An 18,391-nucleotide genomic window follows, 5' to 3' on the forward strand; every position below is an offset into this window, starting at 1 on the left:
CTCCCCTACAACCCCCGCAACTGCGCAATATCCCGCCTGGGCGCTGCGCCAAACAGCCGGCTGTACTCCCGACTGAACTGCGACGGGCTTTCATAGCCGACCTTGAAGGCTGCACTCGATACATCCAGGTGTTCGTTCATCATCAGGCGCCTGGCTTCGGTCAGGCGTAGCCATTTCTGGTATTGCAACGGGCTCATGGCGGTGAGTTGGCGGAAGTGGTGGTGAAAGGTCGGCGTGCTCATCTGCACCCGGGCGGCGAGTTCGTCGACGCGCAGTTGCGCGGTGTAATTCAGTTTCAGCCAATCGATGGCCCTGGCGATGCGGTGGCCCTGGCCGTCGACGGAGGCGATCTGCCGCAGCCGCGCCGACTGGTCGCTCAGCAGCAAGCGGTAGTGGATCTCACGCTGGATCAGCGGCGCCAGCACCGGGATGGCTTCGGGCTCGTCCAGCAACTCCAGCAGGCGCACGAACGAGGCCAACATGGCCGGCGTCGCGGTGCCGATGCCCACGCCCTTGCCTGTGCCTCGATCGCGAGGTTGCAGCAGCCCGCCCTGGGCGGCCAGCTCCGCCAGCATGCGCGGGTCGAGCTTGAAGCTCAGCCCGAGGCAGGGTTGCTCCAGGCTGGCCGTCGTCACTTGCGAATTGGCCGGCAGGTCCAGTGAGGTCACGAGAAAGCGTGAGGGGTCGTACGGGTAGGCTTCGCCGCCGACCCACAGCTGTTTCGCTCCCTGGGCGACGAGGACGATGCTCGGCTCTGCCATGCACACGGCGGGCGGCGAAGGGATCTCGCGGCGAAACAAACCCAGACCGGGGATCGCTGTCGGGCAGTCCCCCGAGTGTTTGATCCAGGTGCCAATGAGACGCGTGAGGGTTTCCTGGGGCGCCTGGGCGCGGGTGTCGTGTGGGCGTGTCATGTCGGTATGGCCCCTCCTTGCCAGACGTTAACCCGGCCCCGGTGCCGCTCCTACCGAAAAAACCAAAGTCCAGAGAATCAGGCAAGAATTCCAGCGAAATGCACTACTGGCCGCCTGCGCCTGGCCGGGAAAATGGCCATCCAACGTAACGCAGGATGGAGTGTGCAATGTTAGTCAACGCCTATGGCGCCCATGCGGGCGACCAACCTCTGGAACCACTGCAGATCACCCGCCGCGCCCCCGGCGCCCATGACGTGCAGATCGACATCGCCTTCTGCGGCATCTGCCACTCGGACCTGCACCAGGTGCGCGCCGAGTGGCAAGGCACGCAGTTTCCCTGCGTGCCCGGCCACGAGATCGTCGGCCGGGTCACGGCGGTCGGCGCCCATGTGCACGGCTTCCACCCGGGCGACCTGGTGGGCATCGGTTGCATCGTCGACAGCTGCAAGCATTGCGCCGACTGCGAGGACGGCTTGGAGAACTACTGCGACGGCCTGATCGGCACCTACAACTTCCCGACGCCGGACGCCCCGGGCTGGACCCTGGGCGGCTACTCGCAACAGATCGTGGTCCACGAACGCTACGTGCTGCGCATCCGCCACCCCGAGGAGCAATTGGCCGCCGTCGCGCCGCTGCTGTGCGCGGGCATCACCACCTATTCGCCGCTGCGCCACTGGAAGGTCGGCCCTGGCAAGAAAGTCGGCGTGGTCGGCATCGGTGGCCTGGGCCACATGGGCATCAAGCTGGCCCATGCCCTGGGCGCGCATGTGGTGGCGTTCACCACCTCCGACTCCAAGCGCGAGGCCGCTCGCCAGCTGGGCGCCGACGAAGTGGTGGTGTCGCGCAATGCCGAGGAAATGGCCGCCCACGCCAAGAGCTTCGACCTGATCCTCAACACCGTGGCCGCGCCCCACGATCTCGACGCCTTCCTGGTGCTGCTCAAGCGCGACGGCGGCATGACCCTGGTGGGCGCCCCGGCGACTCCGCATGCCTCGCCCAATGTGTTCAACCTGATCATGAAGCGCCGGACCCTCGCCGGCTCGATGATCGGCGGCATTGCCGAGACCCAGGAGATGCTCGATTTCTGTGCCGAGCACAGCATCGTCGCCGACATCGAGCTGGTGCGCGCGGACCAGATCAATGAGTCCTACGAACGCATGCTCAAGGGCGACGTCAAGTACCGCTTCGTCATCGACAACGCCACCCTGGCGGGCTGAGCGCGGCAAGCGCCTGATCCCGCTCATGCAGAACAACCTCTGGTAGTCCGTTGGGTGCCCGGCTTGGGCCCCCTTCGCTTCGCGGCACCGAATCCGGTGTCGCGTTTTCCTTCTGCCGCGACCGGAGCCGCTCCAGCACCGGGCCGGCCCCGATCGCCATTCACGCGCCGGCCCGGTCTTCCACCGGCGGCGTGCACCTATATTTATGCAGCGAAGCGTCCGCAGACCCAGCCGGCAACGCCCGGCGGTCAGCACGGACGCTTCCAGCCACACAGGAAACCTGTCGCCATGACCGCTACTTCTCACGCCGAGTCGCCCGCCCCCCGACACACCTGGGGCGCCGTGCTGGCCATGGCCCTCGCCGCCTTTGCCCTGGTGGCCTCCGAGTTCATGCCGGTCAGCCTGCTGACCCCGATCGCGGCCGATCTGCAGGTCAGCGAGGGGCAAGCCGGCCAGGGCATTTCCGTCTCCGGGCTGTTTGCCCTGTTCACCAGCCTGCTGATCGCCTCGGTGGCGGCCCGGGTCGAGCGCAAGCGGCTGCTGCTGTCCCTGACCCTGCTGATGATCGTCTCCGGAACCGTGGTGGCGTTCGCCCCGGACTACTTGACCTTCATGGCCGGCCGCGCGCTGATCGGCGTGGCCATCGGCGGTTTCTGGTCGTTGTCGGCGGCCACGGCCATGCGCCTGGTACCCGAGGACCAGGTGCCGCGTGCCCTGGCCATCGTCAATGGCGGCAACGCCCTGGCGACCGTGATCGCGGCGCCCCTGGGCAGCTTCCTGGGTTCCCTGATCGGCTGGCGCGGGGCGTTCTTCTGCGTGGTGCCGGTGGCCGCCCTCGCCGCCGTCTGGCTGCTGGCCAGCCTGCCGTCGCTGAAAGCGCAGCCGGCCGCCGGCACCGGCAATGTCTTCAGCCTGATGAAAAGAATGCCGGTGGCCCTGGGCATGCTCGCGGTCAGCCTGTTTTTCATGGGCCAGTTCATGCTGTTCACCTACCTGCGGCCCTTCCTGGAGACGGTCACCCAGGTCAGTGTCACCACCCTGTCGCTGATGTTACTGGTGATCGGCCTGGCCGGCCTGGCGGGCACCTTCCTGATCGAAGCCTTCCTGAAAAGCGCCCTGTATCGCACGCTGATCATCATCCCGCTGATGATGGCGGCGATCGCCATGGCCCTGGTGGTGTTTGGCGCCTCGGTGTCGGTCACCACGGTCTTGCTGGGCCTCTGGGGCCTGGTGGCGACCGCCGCTCCGGTCGCCTGGTGGACCTGGCTGACCCGGGCACTGCCGGACGATGCGGAAGCCGGCGGCGGATTGATGGTGGCGATCGTCCAGCTGGCGATTGCCGCGGGCGCTACGGCGGGCGGCCTGGCCTTCGACCTGAGCGGTTATCGGGCGACCTTCGAACTGAGCGCGGCACTGCTGGTGGTGGCCGCCGTGCTGGCGGTACTGGCCGCCACGCGCAAGCCTTTCAGGGCAACGAACGTGGCGACGTGAGCGGTGGTCGGCGTTAAGACAATGACAGAACAGGGCCAGGTGTCAGCGCGCGCTGTCGATGATCTGGCCGCCGTCAGGCGTCAGGCTGTAGCCGGTGAGGTACTGCCCATCCTTGCTGGCGAGGAACAGCACCACCGGGGCGATGTCTTCCTCCGGCGAGCCATGGCGGGCCAGCGCGTTGCTCGGTGGCGGCCCATCGGCCGCGCCCCAGGTGTCCGCCACCGGCAGGACGTTGTTCACGGTGATCCCATCCGCCCCCCACTCGCGCGCCGCCGAGCGGGTCAAGGCGCGCACCGCTTCCTTGGCCATGTTGTAGGGGCCGTAGCCGACCATGCCGAGGACCCCGGCCAGCGAGGCAAAGTTGATCACCCTGCCCGCCCCGCTCGCCTTGAGGTAAGGATGGCAGGCTTGCATCGTCCGCAGATAGGCGATCGGCCCCATCTCGAAATTGCGCTGCAACTGCTCGACCGACAGTTCGAGGACCGACGACGAGACCGCCATGGGATCGAAAGCGTTGTTGACGAGGATGTCGATGCCGCCATAGGCCGCCACCACCTGCTTCACGGCAGCGTCGATCTGGGCGGGATCGGCGATATCGCAGGCCACGCCCAGCGCGGTGCCGCCCGCGGCCTGGATATCGGCGACCACGCGATCGATGTGTTCGGCGGTGCGCGAAAGCACCGCCACCCTGGCGCCTTCCGCCGCGAACAGCTTCGCGGTGGCGCGGCCGATGCCACGGCTGGCGCCGGTGACGATGGCAATTTTTCCGTTGAGTCGAGCCATGTTGTTCTCCAATGGGTCAGAGGGTTGCCAGGTGTGCCGCCGGGAGCTGGCCATAGGGCGACGGCAGTTCGCGAGCGGCGTTCTGCGTCAGGAAAGAAACGCCCAGCAGTACCAGGCACACCGCTGCCGGCAACGCGCCGCGAGGTTTGCGCACACCCAGGTGCGCCACCGCCGACAGCAGCAGGTGGTAAAGCATCCCGGCATACGCGAGGTCGCTCAGCGCCACGCTGAAGCGCGAGACAATGGCCAGCACCGCCAGCACCTTCACCACGATCAGGCCCGCCACCAGATAGGTGGGATAACCGAGGTCGACGAGGGCCTGGCGAACCCAGTCGCGCTTGACCACGTACAGCGTCGCGGAGGTCACATAGAGCACCGACAACAGCGTGGTGCTGAACCAATATGAAGCGTGTTCGATCATGAGTTTTCTTCCTGAGTGAGGGGGTTGCGTCGACGTGGGGCAAAGATGTCGCCTAACATGAAAAGCCACAAGTAGGATGAAAAAGTGATGGTTAGTATGGAAAAGCAGACTAATGACAACGCCGCGGTCAACATGCATGAGGAAATGCGCCGGGCATTCGCCCTGCTCTCAGGCAAGTGGAAGCTGGAAATCATGTGGTTGCTCAATCAGCGGATCTACCGCTTCGGCGAGTTGCGAAAAGCCATTAGCGGTATCACCCAGCACATGCTGACCGCACAACTTCGCGAGCTGGAAAGCGACGGCCTGGTGTCGCGCACGGTATTCGCCGAAGTGCCGCCACGGGTCGAGTACGAGATCACCGCCAAGGCCCGCGCGCTAGGGCCGACGATGGAGGCGCTGGCCATCTGGTGGAGCGAATATGGCGACAGCGTGCCGGTAAAATCCAAGCCGCGCGGGCGCAAGGCCAAGGAGCTTTAAGCCGGGTCGGCCGGGCCATGCCGCGCTGACTGGAAGGCGATTTAGGGATGGGTGTACCGTTCGCCAGATCGAAGTACCCTGAGGAGCTGCTTAATATGCAAAAAGACATCTGTGAAAAGTACGGACTGCCCGTACTGCCTCCAGAAGAAATGGTCGCCATCGCGATTGCCACCCTGGGCAAGTCACCTATTTATGGCGCACGCATTTCGCTGCCGGAGGGGGGTAATGTCAGTTGGTTTATTCACTGCGGAGAACATTCGAACGCTGATGATTTTTATCAAGCGGTTCACACTGAGCATCTCAGTGAAATGCTGCCACAGGTGCTGAATTACCTTTGCCTGCCCGCTGGCGCCAAGTTCATCATCGACAACCAAGGCTACGAAGATGTCTGGATGGAAGACTGACAAGCCTTTGCCCTCGATTCAGATCTGAGTGACACAACAAGGACGTATGAAAAATGAAAGTAAAGGTATTGCTCATCGCTTCGCTAGGCGTTCTGTCGCTCACTCAAACATCACTGTCCTTCGCGGATAACAATGGGAAAAACCTCTATTCGCAGCGCTGTGCCGTGTGCCACGGAGCCGATATCAAAGGAACCGGACCACTGGCCAATAAAAGCAACCCTCCGACACCTGACCTTACAACCCCCGTGTTCAAGAAACGGCTCAATGATTATCCGGGCGTTATCGTGTCATCGATAATACTTCGCCCCAATGGCGACCTGATTCCAAGAACCTTGCGAGAGAATGGTGTAAAGATACCGCCGCACGCCTGGAGCATTCAGGACCTGCGCGATTTGAATCAATACATGAACAGTGTGATTTCAAAAAATCGATGACCCTGAGTCAGTCGGCCTCTCACGAGCACATCGCTAATGAACAATATTGATTTAAATATCTCCCCTACAGATTCAACTCAACTACAAACACATTGGCTCCTAGAACAGCCCTGGCACCAGAAGCTTCATTCCCTATCAACATGGATGCGTGCATTGAGCAGAACAGCTACGGAGTAGCGTATGAACGATAAAGAAGCACCTGTTCTGATTCAAGTTTATGTAACAGATGATGACGGCCCTTTTTTTGAAGAGCTGCCTGCTCGCAAGATTGACCAGGATACTTACGAGTTGCTCTCCTCCCCTGGTATCGCGCTGAACCTGGCGCGAGGAGATATTGTTTCAATCAAAGACAAAGAAGCACCTGCCGTCGTCTTGAAACGAGGCGGAAATTTCTGCATCCAGATCTATGCAGACTCTATTCCTCAAGAAGACATAGCCTTGCTGGAAAACGGTGTAGTTTGTGAGCTGGGTGGAACACTGGACGGTGTATTTGAGGGAAACCTGTCATTAGCGGTTCCTGCACGCAATGGGCTGGAGAAGATCAACGACTTCTTTAACAGGTTTCGAGATAGAACAGGGATTCAGTGGTACTACGCCAACATCTATAAAAACCTGGATGATGACGAGGATGAAACACTCTTATATTGGTGGCTCGAAAGCTGATAGATACTGACGTCCGCGATCATTTCACCAGGCGCTTTTCCTTCGACGGCCGATAGCCGAAATACGAGCTGTAGCACTTGCTGAAATGGCTCGGCGAGACGAAGCCGCAGGCCACCAGCACCTCGACCTGGGACAGTTCGGTGTGCTGCAGCAATCGACGCGCTTCGGTGATGCGCAATTCCAGGTAATAGCGCTGCGGGGTGGTGCCCAACTGCTCCTTGAACAAGCGCTCGATCTGCCGCCGGGAACGCCCGGCATACTCCGCCAGCTGGTCCATTTGCAGCGGTTCCTCGAGGTTGGCGTCCATCAGATTGACCACCTCGCGCAAGGGCGCGCTCAACGACACATGCATCGTCGGCTTGATGCGCCGGTAGCGGGATTCCTCGAACGACAGGATGTCCTCGATGCCCTCGACCAGCGCCTTGCCGTGCAGTCCCTTGATCCACTCCAGGGCCATATGGAAGGCGCCGGCGGGACTGGACGCCGTGAGCCGGTCGCGGTCCACCACAAAGGCCTCGCTGGTGACATGGGTGACCTTGGAAATCTCCGCCAGCGCCGGACGATGCTCCGGGTGGATCGCACAACGGTAGCCTTCGAGCAGCCCCGCGACGCCGAGGAACCAGGCCCCGTTCCACAACCCGGCCAGGGCGATGCCCAGTTCGGCGGCGCTTTTCAGCAGGCTGCTCAACTGGGGATCGGCCTTGAGCTCCGTGCGATAGCCACCGCAGATCACCAACAGGTCGAGGTCCTTGAGCGCCGCCGCGGTCAGGCGCGCATCGGGACGGATCACCAGCCCGAGGTCGCTGGTGACCTCGCCGTCCTGCAAGCCAAAAGTCGTTGAGGAGAACAAGGCGGGACGCAGCAGGTTGGCGGTGACGATGGTATCCAGGGCCTGGGTGAAGGCCGGCAACGAGAAGTGCTCGAGCAGCAGGAAGCCCGCCCGCGCATGGGCCGCGGGCGCCACCCGCGCCTCTTCCAGGTAACGCAGGTTCTTGCCCTTCATGCCGCCACTGAAATCCCGTCGTTCAACCGCCATACGCCCTCGCCTGTCTTACCCGACCCAATGCGGTTTCAGTGTAAATCACCGGAGAAACCCGGCACTGCCCACACCAAGAAACCTGCCCGGACGCCAGCGCCAACAACGCCGCCGTGGCCTGCCGTGTCAACCTCGCAGGCGTTACCGGGCGACGGGATTCTACTGCCCCGCAGGCCCACAGGGGCAGAAAATATCGGCCAGGGCGCGGCCTTAAAAAAACGGCCGCCAAGCCTCGAGTTTGAGCCTTGCGTGCCGGCTAAAAAGCAGCCGATCTGCCTGGCGCCCCGGCGCCGTTTTTTTTCGTTTCTGCGCCGCTTTTGCATTTCTGTGCGACAGATCCCACTTCGGGGGCTCCCGTACCCTTCCCTTGTGGTGTTAGGTTGGGAGGTCAGATATTTCCTAACAATCTGCAAGGAACGCCTCCCGCAATGGACTTCTCCCTCAAGCAACTGGCCGCGGCCACCCTGGTACTGGCCAGCCTGTCAGCCTTCACCACCGCCGCCCACGCCAACATCACCCCGCAGCAGAACGCGGCGATCCTCAAGAGCTTCGCCGATGCCTCGGTCACGGATTTCCGCCAGTTCCTCGGCACCTTGAGCAAAAATGAGGCGGCCAAGAGCGAGGTGGTCAAAGAAGCCAACCTCGGCCCGGCCATCAATGCCTTCCTCGACAACAAGGCGCTTTCCGCCGAGCAGCAGAACGAGATCCATCGCCTGCTGGGCCTCTATGCGCGGGTGAAGTACGGCAAGGCCGCCACCGAAACCCTGCGCGAGCTGGTGGCGATCCCCACCGTGCGCGTCGATGGCGTGCCGCAGCACGAGAACCCCGAGTTCCTCAAGATCGCCGACAAGATCAAGGCCCTGGCCCAGGCCTTCGACCTGAACTTTCGCAACATCGACAACCGCGTCTACGAGATCTCCCTGGAAGGCAGCGGCAAAGAAGTGGTGGGCATCCACGCCCATGCCGACGTGGTGCCGGTGACGCCGGAGAACTGGGTGCTGCAGGACGGCACCAAGCTCGACCCGTTCAAGGTCACCCTGGTCGGCGACCGCATGTACGGCCGCGGCACCGAGGACGACAAGAACGGCATAGTCGTGGCCCTGTACGCGATGAAGATCATCAAGGAAGAGAAGCTGCCCCTGGCGCGCAACTTCAAGCTGCTGGTGGACACCACCGAGGAAACCAGCGGCGACGCGATTCCCTACTACTTCGAACGCAACCCGACGCCCAACTACAACCTGGCGCTGGATGGCGGCTACCCGGTGGTGATCGCCGAGAAAGGCTACGGCACCGTCATGGCCAGCTTCCCGCGGCGTGCCGCCGAGGGCAAAGGCGCGGAGATCGTCTCGATGACCGGCGGCCTGGCCACCAACCAGATCCCCGGCGCCTCGGTCGCCACCCTGGTGACCGACCAGCCCGCCGAACTGGCGGCCAGCCTGCAGAAGGCCGGCGCCGAATACGCCAAGGCCCACGGCGGCGACTTCAGCGTGGCCGCCAAGGTCGCAGGCAAGGACGTCAGGCTGACGGTCACCGGCGTGTCCGCCCACTCCTCCGAGCCCGAGTCCGGGGTCAACCCGGTGGCGCGCATGCTCGACTTCATCAACGGCCTCGACGGCAAGGTCGCGCTCAAGCACAACCCGATCACCGACGCGGCGCGTTATGCCGCCGACAACTGGGGCCTGGACTACCTGGGCAACACGCTGGGGGTCGGTTTCGCCGATGACTTCATGGGCCCGCTGACCACCTCCCTGACCTATGTCGGCCAGGACGAAAAAGCCTTCAAGCTGGCGGTCAACCTGCGCGTGCCCAAGGGCAAGACCCCGGAGGTGTTGAAAAAGGAAATTGCCGACAAGCTGGCCGCCTGGAGCAAGCAGAACCAGGTCGCGGTGAACTTCGACTATTCGATCGCCGAGCCGATGTACCGCAACCCCGAGGGTGAATGGGTCAAGGCGCTGCTGGCGGTGGCCAGCGAAAACCTTGGCATGAAGCACGAGTTCGGCACCTCCGCCGGCGCCACCTCGGTGCATGAACTGCCCAACGGCGTGCAATTCGGCCTGGCCCGTCCCGAGGTCAAGTACACCGGCCACAACGACAACGAGTTCAAGACCGTCGAACAGTTCCAGCTGGACCTGCAGATCGTCACCGAGATGTTCGGCCGCATCGGCCAGTTGCCGAAACTCTGAGTCGATGCGCTGCGGCAACGCGGCTGATAGGCACAAAAAAAGCCACTGATCGAGTGGCTTTTTTCTGCATCCCAAGGCGGGAAACGCGATCAGTTGTACTCCAGTACATAGGTCAGCGTGGCATCGGCTTTGCCGGCGACGACTTCTGCGCCTGTAGTGACGTAGCGGGCCTTTGCGGCAAAGCGGTACATCTCGCTGCCAGGGCCGCTGGCCTGCCAATCCAGGGCCACCGCCTTGGCTTTGCTGAAGGGGAGTGCCACGTTTTTGTCGCTGGTCAGCGAGATGGCAACGCCTTTGGCGACGCCAGATTGTCCGGAACCGTTCAGATTCAACAAGCCATCACGAACGGAGTTGCCCTCGAAGTAGACCTTCACCGGTGGCTTGACCGTGGGATTGAGGCCTTCGCACACAACATCCAGGGCGAATGGAAAGTCCTGGACCGAGCCGCGTTTTACTTGCTCTGCCGCGGGACGCCCCATATTGACCTCGGTACTGTTCTTGGGCGTGTAGCAAGTGGTGAAGAAGGCATTATGTTCAAACCTGGTTTTAAGGCCCTTACCTTCGATGGGGAAAACCGCTCGTGCCGGAGTGGTGTAATTGGTGTCAATAAAAAAATTGGTCTTGTAGTTGAAGGAAGGCATATCGCCCTTTCCAACCCCTATATCTGTACGCACGAACACTATGCTCAATCTATCGAAAAAATAGATGATGTTCCCATTATTTATTCCGGTATTGGCAAGAGGTGGATAAGTGGGGGTGTACCAGTTAATGCTGGCAAGGTGCCCAATGCGAATGCCGACCCCAGGCACACCAGAGTCGTAAAGCCCTGGACTGCCTCTTGATACAAGGCTGGTAGCAACTTCGGTAAATCCCCATTGAGACTTACTGCACCATGACCATCCTCCAGAACGGCGTCCGACCGTTACGTCGTAGGACGCCATTACCCCGCCAATGGGGGCGTACTTCAAGGTGGTAATGGCTGGAAGACTGGCAATGATCGAAGGATTGTCTGGTGAGCCATACTCAGGCCTGTCGCAATAATCCGCTGCGTAGGCGGAAGCTCCCATGATGCAGCCCAGAGCCAATGCAAGCAGTCCCGCCTGTCGTAGCATTTTCAAAAATGTTTCCCCTCGATACGAGCTCAGAGTGGCGTTGCAGCTTCCCTTGGTGGGAATCGGCGTGAGGCCGGCAGTCTAGGCTCGACAACTGCTGGGGTTGAATCAGAGGATTCTCAAAATCGGTGCAGCACCCTGCTGCCTTTTTCGTCAGGAGAAACCATTGAAATTAAAGTTCAGCCACGTGGACGTGCTCGTCAAAGATCTTGAGCAAGCGTGTGCGTATTACGCCCGGGTCTTCGGCACAAGGATTTCCAGGACCCTGGATTGGCAGCGCGACGGTCTGCATGTGCGTTATGCGATCGTCAGGTTTGGCACGGAGCGCCTGATGCTGGTGCAACCCTTTGCCGGAAATCTCAAGGCGCTGATGGACAGCAACGGCGAAGGCACGATCTACCGTCACTGCTATAGCACCCCGGACATCGAGGCCGCCTACGACGAGTTGCTGGCCGCGGGGGTGCAGCCGGAAGACGAGAACGGCACCCCCCTGTCGCGCGACAACCTCCAGTCCCCCAGCGGCACGCGCATCCTCTGGCTACCGAAACGCTTCGGGCATTTCTCCATCGAGCTGCTTGAAGAGGCGGAGCTGGAGGCCTTCATCGAGGAAGCATTCGCCGAGGACAGGTAAGGCGCCAGCGCTCTCACGTTTCTCCTGCCGCATAGGCTGAAACTCCCAGACCGCCTGGGAGTATCGGCCAATGCGCAACCTCCTGCGCATCCCCATAGTTGTGACATCTGCCAGCAGAGGGGCCCAGGTGCGGCCCCAACGACTGGAACTGCCTAGGAGCATGTCATGACCACACCCCAATCCCCCACGAACAACCTGACCGCCGATACCCCTCCCGATCTGTACCCCGTCTTCCCCAGCAACGACACACTGACCATCACCGCCCTGGCGGATGGTGCTCCACTCGTGGAAGCGACCGGCACTAACGTTGCCCTGGACGAAACCAGCGGGTTGCAGAACGCGACGGCCACGGCCAGCCCAACGGGGGACGCCGACGACAATGACATCCTGCTGACCGCCCTGCCCTCGACCTTCGCCACCCGCTTGAGCGCCCTCGGGGCCGGTACCGCAACGGACGCGGCCTTGAGTGGCTACACCGGTGCCGTGGGCGACACCGGCAGCAATGCCTTCACCCTCAACCTGGCGCCCGGCGCGATCAATGTCGATATCAGCTTCACCGACAGCCTGGGCGCGGCGCTCAATGGCCTGGACAGCGGGCTGGATACCCTCGATGGCACCAGCATCCTGCTGTATACCGATACCAACAACAACATCCTGCTGGGCCGGGCCGGTGGCCCTGACGGGGCGATCGTGTTCGCCGCCTATATAGAGGAAACCGGGTCGCCGCTGTCGGGCGGCAAGATCTGGACCGTGGAATACCAGCCGCTCAAGCACACGGACGCCAACAACCCGGACGATGCCCTCAATCTGCTGAACAAGGTGTTTATCGGCGCCAGCCAGGACCTGACGTTCAACCTGGCCAATGCACCTTCCGGGCAGAACCTGTTCCTGATGTTCACCAAGGCCAGCCCGACCGTGGTCGACGATGGCGGCGTATTGCGGATCAGCGACCCGACGATCATCGCCACCGGCAAGGACCCCGCCGACCAGTCATCGGGTGTCAACATCAGCACCGGCGACACCATCAACACCAGCCAGGCCGGTGGCCCGACCACCTTCGGCACCAATAGCCAGATGATCACGGAACAGGAAGGCATTCGTTTTACCTTCGTCACCGGCGCCCGGCAGGACATGACCATTCCCAACCTGGATCAGAACGAAGCCGATCTCGAAGCCAACATCGACTTCACCGCAATGTTTAATGCCAAGGCGGCCAATTTCGATATCGTGCAGCTGCAAAGCGGCAAGAGTGCGGTGGTCAAGATCAGTGCCTTCAACACCGCGGTCGAAAGTGGCACGAGTTTCGTCAACGGCTATGCGAACGATACGTCGGTGGCCATCACCAATGTTCGCGTGATCAACAACGCCACCGGGCTGGTGATCGAAAACTCGGACGGCTCGGTGGATGACACGAGCATCCTCATCAGTTTTGATGGCGGCGTGGCCACCGTCACCGGCATCAAGGCCGGCTACAAGATCGAATACACCACCACCTCGGACCACAACCGCGTACTGATCGAGAACGGCGCGCCCCTGGACGCCAGGGGCAATACCCACGCCGACTTCGATATCGGTGGTCTCACCCTGCGCCAGGCCTCCACCACGACCGCCGAAATCGGCTCGCATATGATCTTCGAGGACGATGGACCGGCAGCGACCGGAACCGCCGTGGCGGGCACCGTCGACGAGGACGGCCTGGCCAGCGGTGTGGCCGGCGGTGTCGGTGACGTGGCCGGCGAGGCCACCGTGGCCAGCGGCAGCGTCAGCGGTATCTTCCAGCCCGGCGTCGATGTGCCGCTGAGCTATGCCTTGGCGAGCGATACCAGCGGCCTGCCGGCATTGAGCTCGGGTGGGGTGGCGCTGGTCTACAGCGTGGTCGGCAATACCCTGACCGCCAAGGCCGGCGCCGTCGATGTGTTCACCTTCAGCCTCAGCACGGCGGGTGCCTACACCTTTACCCTGCTGCAGCACCTGGATCACGCCGCCGGCAACGACGAGAACGACATCACGATCAACCTGGGCTCGTTGTTGCGGGCCACCGACAAGGACGGCGATACGGTCACCGCGGCGGCCGAGAAACTGGTGATCACCGTCGATGACGATACCCCCACAGCGACCGGGACCGCCGTGACCGGCACCGTCGACGAGGACGGCCTGGCCAATGGCATCGCCGGTGGTGTCGGCGATGTGGCGGGTCTGGCCACCAATGCCAGCGGCAGCGTCACCGGTATCTTCCAATCCGGGGCCGACGTGCCGCTGAGTTATACCCTGTTGAGCGATACCAGCGGCCTGCCGGCCCTGAGTTCGGGTGGGGTGGCGCTGGTGTATAGCGTTGCCGGGGACACACTCACCGCCAAGGCCGGCGCCGTCGATGTGTTCACCTTCAGCCTCAGCGCCGCCGGTGCCTACAGCTTCACCCTGCTCAAGCCTCTGGACCACGCGGCCGGCAATAACGAGAACGACATCACGATCAACCTGGGCTCGTTGTTGCGGGCCACCGACAAGGACGGTGACGCGGTAACGGCCGCGGCCGAGAAGCTGGTGATCATCGTCGATGACGATACGCCCACCGCGACCGGGACCGCCGTGACCGGCACCGTCGATGAAGACGGCCTGGCCAGTGGCATCGCTGGCGGGGTCGGTGATGTGGCGGGCGAAGCCACGACGGCCAGCGGCAGCGTCACCGGGATCTTCCAGTCCGGGGCCGACGTGCCACTGACCTATTCCCTGTCGAGTAATACCAGCGGCCTGCCGGCCCTGACTTCCGGCGCAGTGGCATTGGTCTATAGCGTCGCCGGCGACACCCTGACCGCCAAGGCCGGCGCCGTCGATGTATTCACCTTCAGCCTCAGCGCAGCGGGTGCCTACAGCTTCAACCTGCTCAAGCCGCTGGATCACCCCGCAGGCAATAATGAAAACGACATCACCCTCAACCTCGGCACGCTGCTGCAAGCCACCGACAAGGACGGCGACACGGTGACGGCCGCGGCCGAGAAACTGGTGATCACCGTCGATGACGATACGCCCACAGCGACCGGGACCGCCGCGGCCGGCACCGTCGACGAGGACGGCCTGGCCAACGGTATTGCCGGTGGTGTCGGCGATGTGGCGGGTCAGGCGACTGTCGCCAGCGGCAGCGTGAGCGGGATCTTCCAGTCCGGAGCCGACGTACCGCTGAGCTATTCCCTGTCGAGCAACACCAGTGGCTTGCCAGCCCTGAGCTCCGGCGGGGTGGCACTGACCTACAGCGTCCTGGGCAATACCCTGACCGCCAAGGCCGGCGTGACGGATGTGTTCACCCTCAGCCTGACGGTAGCGGGTGCCTACACCTTCACCCTGCTCAAGCCTCTGGATCACGCGGCTGGCAATGACGAGAACGACCTCACCCTCAACCTCGGCACACTATTGCAGGCCACCGACAAGGATGGCGACACAGTGACCGCCGCGGCCGACAAGCTGGTGATCACCGTCGATGACGACACCCCGACCCTGGCCTTCGGCAACCTGATCGGCACCGGTACCGACCATGCGCAACAGGGTTACTGGAGCATCGGATCCGGTGCCGACGGACTAGGGGCGGCCGGCCTGGATATTTCCCTGGTGAACGACCAGTTCACCCTGGTCCGGCCGGATAACACCACCACCACCGGCACCGGTACGCTGGTCGAGCAGTCGCCTTCGCCGGATGGCAATGGCGCCTACCAGTTCGCGGGCACCCTGACCGGTGACTTCGACAACAACGCGACCACGGCCAACACCACCGTCCACTACACCCTGACCGCCAACGCCAACGGCACCTATGCCCTGGACCTGCAGGAAGGCTTCCGCTCGACCGTGGTCCTCAGCAGTGCCGACGGCTCGCTGGATGCCGGCGGTCCGGATCCGGTGCGCACGCTGACCATCGGCAGCGAGCATGTGGTGTTCTTCGGCGCCAATCCGCTGGCTCCGCAGACCGGTCCGAACAGCATCCTCACCGGCATCGGGCTTGGCGCGCCCGACCCTACCGAAGCGCAGTTGCAGACCAATCCCCTGCCGTCCTACATCGGCTCGGCGGCCATGAACGTCAGCACGTCCGGCATCGGTATCGCCAACAACAACCTGGAGGGCAACACCACGGCAGGCATCAACGCCGGTGACGAGAGTTTCGTCATCAACCCCGAAACCTTGTTGACGGCCATGAGGATCTTTATCGACAACTCGGTGCAGGGCTACGACCCGGCCACCGAAGAGCTGTACTACACGATCTACTACGACAACGGCACGACCTCGGGCACCCCCATCAAGGTGCTGGCCGCCGACCTGCACGCGGAAGCGGGAGGACAGAAATCCTTCCTCGTGGAGTGGGACGACTCCCACCTGATCGACGCGGTCCAGCTCACCATGGGCAAGGGTACGATCAAGATCCCGGTGATCCAGTTCATTCAGGAGACCCAGAACCTGGCCAGCGATATCCAGCTGGCGTTCAACGCGACGGTGACGGACAAGGACGGCGATACGGCCACCAGCGCGTTCGACGCCAACCTGTTCGCCAACGACCCGAGCGACCAGGCCTTCGACTTCAGGCTGGTGGGCACCACGGGTGAGCGGGATGCCTTCAACATCGACCTGTCGGCCGCCGAGAACCAGTACCAGGTCACAGGCTTCGATGCGGGCGCCGGCCAGCGCGATGCGGTGGTGCTCATTGGTGACGCGGGGGCCGTTGTGCAGTCGGTCGACAATGCCGGCAGCGACAGCATCGTGACGGTGGCCGAGACCGGCGGACAGCTGACGACCATCACCCTGCTCGGGGTCGACCTGCTCAATACCGACATTGTGATAGCCAGCGTCTGAAACCTGGCGCGTCAAACCCATGCGAGGGTGGCCTGGAAACCACCCTCGCTTTTTTTTGCCGCACCGAACGCTCAAGCGGCACAAGGTTTGAAGAGCACGCAATGGATCGGTGCCTTCGCCTCCCCCGTTTCCCTCCCAGATAGGCTGAAACTCCCAGGTTGCCTGGGAGTATCGGCCAATGCGCAACCTCCTGGGCATCCCCATAGTTGTGACATCTGCCAGCAGAGGGCCCGGATGCGGCCCCAATGACTGGAACTGCCTAGGAGAATGTCATGACCACCCTGCAAGAAAACCTATCCCTCACGAGCGACCCGCTCGTGGTAGCGACCGGCGTCAACGTTGCGCTGGACGAAACCACCGGGCAGCAGAATGCCACCGCCACGCCAGCCCCTGCGGGAGACGCCGACGACAATGACATCCTGCTGGCCGCCCTGCCCTCGACCTTTGCTACCCGGCTGACCGCTCTTGGCGCGGGTACCGCAACGGATGCTGCCTTGAGCGGTTATACCGGCGCCGTGGGCGACACCGGCAGCAATGCCTTCACCCTCAACCTGGCGCCCGATGCGATCAATGTCGATGTCGGCTTCACCGACAGCCTGGGCGCTCCGCTCGATGGCCTGGACAGCGGCCTGGATACCCTCGATGGCATCGACATCCTTCTGTATACCGATACCGACAACAACATCCTGCTAGGCCGGGCCGGTGGCCCTGACGGGGCGATCGTGTTCGCCGCCTATATCGAGGAAACCGGGTCGCCGCTGTCGGGTGGCAAGATCTGGACCGTGGAATATCAACCGCTCAAGCACCCGGATGCCAGTAATCCGGACGATGCCCTCAACCTGCTGGACAAGGTGTTTATCGGCGCCAGCCAGGACCTGAAGTTCAGCCTGGCCAATGCCCCCTCCGGGCAGAACCTGTTCCTGATGTTCACCAAGGCCAACCCGACGGTGGTCGACGATGGCGGTGTACTGCGGATCAGCGACCCGACGATCATCGCCACCGGCAAGGACCCCGCCGACCAGTCGACGGGGGTCAACATCAATACCGGTGACACCATCAACACCAGCCAGGCCGGTGGCCCGACCACCTTCGGCACCAACAACCAGATGATCGTGGAACAGGAAGGCATTCGATTCACCTTTGTCACCGGCGCCCGGCAGGACGTGACCGTTCCCAACCTGGACCAGAACGAAGCCGACGTCGAAGCCAATATCGACTACACCGCGGTGTTTAATGCGACGACGGCCAGTTTCGATGTCGTGCAGTTGCAAAGCGGCAAGAGTGCGGTGGTCAAGATCAGTGCCTTCAGCACTGCGGTTGAAACCGGCGCGGACTTCGTCAACGGCTATGCGAACGATACGTCGGTGGCCATTACCAATGTTCAAGTCATCGACAACAGCACCGGGCTGGTGATCGAGAACTCCGACGGCTCGGTGGATGACACGAGCATCCTCATCAGCTTCGATGGTGGAGTGGCCACCATCACCGGCGTCAAGGCCGGCTACCAGATCGAATACACCACCAGCGCGAACCACAACCGCGTACTGGTCGAGAACGGCGCGGCGCTCGACGCCAGGGGCAATACCCATGCCGACTTCGACATCGGTGGCTTCACCCTGCGCCAAGCCTCCACCGCGACTGCCGAAATCGGCTCGAAAATGATCTTCGAGGACGATGGGCCGGCCGCAGCCGGAACCGCTGAGGCCGGCACTGTCGACGAAGACGGCCTGGCCAATGGTATTGCCGGCGGTGTCGGTGACGTGGCCGGTGAGGCCACCGTGGCCAATGGCAGCGT

Annotated in this window: 14 protein-coding genes and 1 pseudogene; 10 read left to right on the top strand and 5 right to left on the bottom strand. The window is 62.5% G+C overall.

Features of this window, described 5'->3' with window-relative positions:
- Positions 1-5: 5 nt before the first annotated feature.
- A complete protein-coding gene (locus tag AC07Y9_RS31465) occupies positions 6-914 on the bottom strand; it encodes an AraC family transcriptional regulator (RefSeq protein ID WP_102681445.1) in 909 nt (302 codons plus the stop codon).
- A 167-nt stretch (positions 915-1,081) separates the two neighbouring features.
- Between AC07Y9_RS31465 and AC07Y9_RS31470 the strand changes: the two genes are divergently transcribed.
- Positions 1,082-2,131: an NAD(P)-dependent alcohol dehydrogenase gene (locus tag AC07Y9_RS31470; protein ID WP_102681446.1), complete on the top strand. Its 1,050-nt coding sequence runs from the start codon at positions 1,082-1,084 to the stop codon at positions 2,129-2,131.
- A 288-nt stretch (positions 2,132-2,419) separates the two neighbouring features.
- Positions 2,420-3,622 (top strand): MFS transporter, encoded by a 1,203-nt coding sequence (locus tag AC07Y9_RS31475; protein ID WP_102681447.1) that lies wholly within the window; start codon positions 2,420-2,422, stop codon positions 3,620-3,622.
- A gap of 42 nt (positions 3,623-3,664) precedes the next feature.
- Here AC07Y9_RS31475 and AC07Y9_RS31480 read toward each other — a convergent pair whose 3' ends face one another.
- Both AC07Y9_RS31480 and AC07Y9_RS31485 read right to left on the bottom strand, forming a co-directional pair.
- Positions 3,665-4,405, bottom strand: coding sequence for an SDR family NAD(P)-dependent oxidoreductase (locus AC07Y9_RS31480; RefSeq protein ID WP_102681448.1), 741 nt, complete (start codon positions 4,403-4,405; stop codon positions 3,665-3,667).
- Positions 4,406-4,421: 16 nt separating this feature from the next.
- The gene (locus tag AC07Y9_RS31485) at positions 4,422-4,826 is read right to left on the bottom strand and encodes a DoxX family protein (protein ID WP_102681449.1); all 405 of its coding nucleotides are present in this window, start codon (positions 4,824-4,826) and stop codon (positions 4,422-4,424) included.
- An 87-nt stretch (positions 4,827-4,913) separates the two neighbouring features.
- Between AC07Y9_RS31485 and AC07Y9_RS31490 the strand changes: the two genes are divergently transcribed.
- The 4 genes from AC07Y9_RS31490 to AC07Y9_RS31505 all read left to right on the top strand — a co-directional run bounded on the left by AC07Y9_RS31490 (position 4,914) and on the right by AC07Y9_RS31505 (position 6,804).
- Entirely contained in the window at positions 4,914-5,303 is a 390-nt protein-coding gene (locus tag AC07Y9_RS31490; RefSeq protein WP_205350721.1) for a winged helix-turn-helix transcriptional regulator, read from the top strand.
- A 95-nt stretch (positions 5,304-5,398) separates the two neighbouring features.
- Positions 5,399-5,707 carry an immunity protein Imm33 domain-containing protein gene (locus tag AC07Y9_RS31495; protein WP_102681451.1) on the top strand — a complete coding sequence of 103 codons (309 nt, stop codon included), beginning with the start codon at positions 5,399-5,401 and terminating at the stop codon, positions 5,705-5,707.
- Between the two features lie 53 nt (positions 5,708-5,760).
- The gene (locus AC07Y9_RS31500) at positions 5,761-6,141 is read left to right on the top strand and encodes a c-type cytochrome (RefSeq protein ID WP_102681452.1); all 381 of its coding nucleotides are present in this window, start codon (positions 5,761-5,763) and stop codon (positions 6,139-6,141) included.
- Positions 6,142-6,321: 180 nt separating this feature from the next.
- The gene (locus AC07Y9_RS31505) at positions 6,322-6,804 is read left to right on the top strand and encodes a DUF4265 domain-containing protein (protein ID WP_102681453.1); all 483 of its coding nucleotides are present in this window, start codon (positions 6,322-6,324) and stop codon (positions 6,802-6,804) included.
- A 19-nt stretch (positions 6,805-6,823) separates the two neighbouring features.
- Here AC07Y9_RS31505 and AC07Y9_RS31510 read toward each other — a convergent pair whose 3' ends face one another.
- Positions 6,824-7,840, bottom strand: a complete 1,017-nt coding sequence (locus tag AC07Y9_RS31510; protein ID WP_102690518.1) for a GlxA family transcriptional regulator — start codon at positions 7,838-7,840, stop codon at positions 6,824-6,826.
- A gap of 428 nt (positions 7,841-8,268) precedes the next feature.
- On the opposite strand from AC07Y9_RS31510, the gene AC07Y9_RS31515 reads away from it, so the two are divergent.
- On the top strand, positions 8,269-10,023 hold the full coding sequence (locus tag AC07Y9_RS31515; RefSeq protein WP_102681455.1) for a dipeptidase: 1,755 nt from the start codon (positions 8,269-8,271) through the stop codon (positions 10,021-10,023).
- Positions 10,024-10,112: 89 nt separating this feature from the next.
- Here AC07Y9_RS31515 and AC07Y9_RS31520 read toward each other — a convergent pair whose 3' ends face one another.
- Positions 10,113-11,135: a fimbrial protein gene (locus AC07Y9_RS31520; RefSeq protein WP_173679824.1), complete on the bottom strand. Its 1,023-nt coding sequence runs from the start codon at positions 11,133-11,135 to the stop codon at positions 10,113-10,115.
- A 166-nt stretch (positions 11,136-11,301) separates the two neighbouring features.
- On the opposite strand from AC07Y9_RS31520, the gene AC07Y9_RS31525 reads away from it, so the two are divergent.
- From AC07Y9_RS31525 to AC07Y9_RS31535, 3 genes and pseudogenes are all read left to right on the top strand, one after another.
- Positions 11,302-11,766 (top strand): VOC family protein, encoded by a 465-nt coding sequence (locus AC07Y9_RS31525; RefSeq protein WP_102681457.1) that lies wholly within the window; start codon positions 11,302-11,304, stop codon positions 11,764-11,766.
- A gap of 165 nt (positions 11,767-11,931) precedes the next feature.
- Positions 11,932-16,596, top strand: coding sequence for a T1SS-143 repeat domain-containing protein (locus AC07Y9_RS31530; protein WP_102681458.1), 4,665 nt, complete (start codon positions 11,932-11,934; stop codon positions 16,594-16,596).
- Between the two features lie 272 nt (positions 16,597-16,868).
- Positions 16,869-18,391: pseudogene (locus AC07Y9_RS31535) on the top strand (DUF5801 repeats-in-toxin domain-containing protein); the annotation flags it as partial.

This window comes from Pseudomonas sp. GW456-L12 (genome assembly GCF_059424045.1).

Coding starts and splice junctions, on each gene's coding strand:
- AC07Y9_RS31475 (WP_102681447.1), top strand. CDS start 2,420: ATGACCGCTACTTCTCACGCCGAGTCGCCCGCCCCCCGACACACCTGG.
- AC07Y9_RS31495 (WP_102681451.1), top strand. CDS start 5,399: ATGCAAAAAGACATCTGTGAAAAGTACGGACTGCCCGTACTGCCTCCA.
- AC07Y9_RS31530 (WP_102681458.1), top strand. CDS start 11,932: ATGACCACACCCCAATCCCCCACGAACAACCTGACCGCCGATACCCCT.
- AC07Y9_RS31485 (WP_102681449.1), bottom strand. CDS start 4,826: ATGATCGAACACGCTTCATATTGGTTCAGCACCACGCTGTTGTCGGTG.
- AC07Y9_RS31465 (WP_102681445.1), bottom strand. CDS start 914: ATGACACGCCCACACGACACCCGCGCCCAGGCGCCCCAGGAAACCCTC.
- AC07Y9_RS31480 (WP_102681448.1), bottom strand. CDS start 4,405: ATGGCTCGACTCAACGGAAAAATTGCCATCGTCACCGGCGCCAGCCGT.
- AC07Y9_RS31500 (WP_102681452.1), top strand. CDS start 5,761: ATGAAAGTAAAGGTATTGCTCATCGCTTCGCTAGGCGTTCTGTCGCTC.
- AC07Y9_RS31510 (WP_102690518.1), bottom strand. CDS start 7,840: ATGGCGGTTGAACGACGGGATTTCAGTGGCGGCATGAAGGGCAAGAAC.
- AC07Y9_RS31490 (WP_205350721.1), top strand. CDS start 4,914: ATGGTTAGTATGGAAAAGCAGACTAATGACAACGCCGCGGTCAACATG.
- AC07Y9_RS31520 (WP_173679824.1), bottom strand. CDS start 11,135: ATGCTACGACAGGCGGGACTGCTTGCATTGGCTCTGGGCTGCATCATG.
- AC07Y9_RS31515 (WP_102681455.1), top strand. CDS start 8,269: ATGGACTTCTCCCTCAAGCAACTGGCCGCGGCCACCCTGGTACTGGCC.
- AC07Y9_RS31505 (WP_102681453.1), top strand. CDS start 6,322: ATGAACGATAAAGAAGCACCTGTTCTGATTCAAGTTTATGTAACAGAT.
- AC07Y9_RS31470 (WP_102681446.1), top strand. CDS start 1,082: ATGTTAGTCAACGCCTATGGCGCCCATGCGGGCGACCAACCTCTGGAA.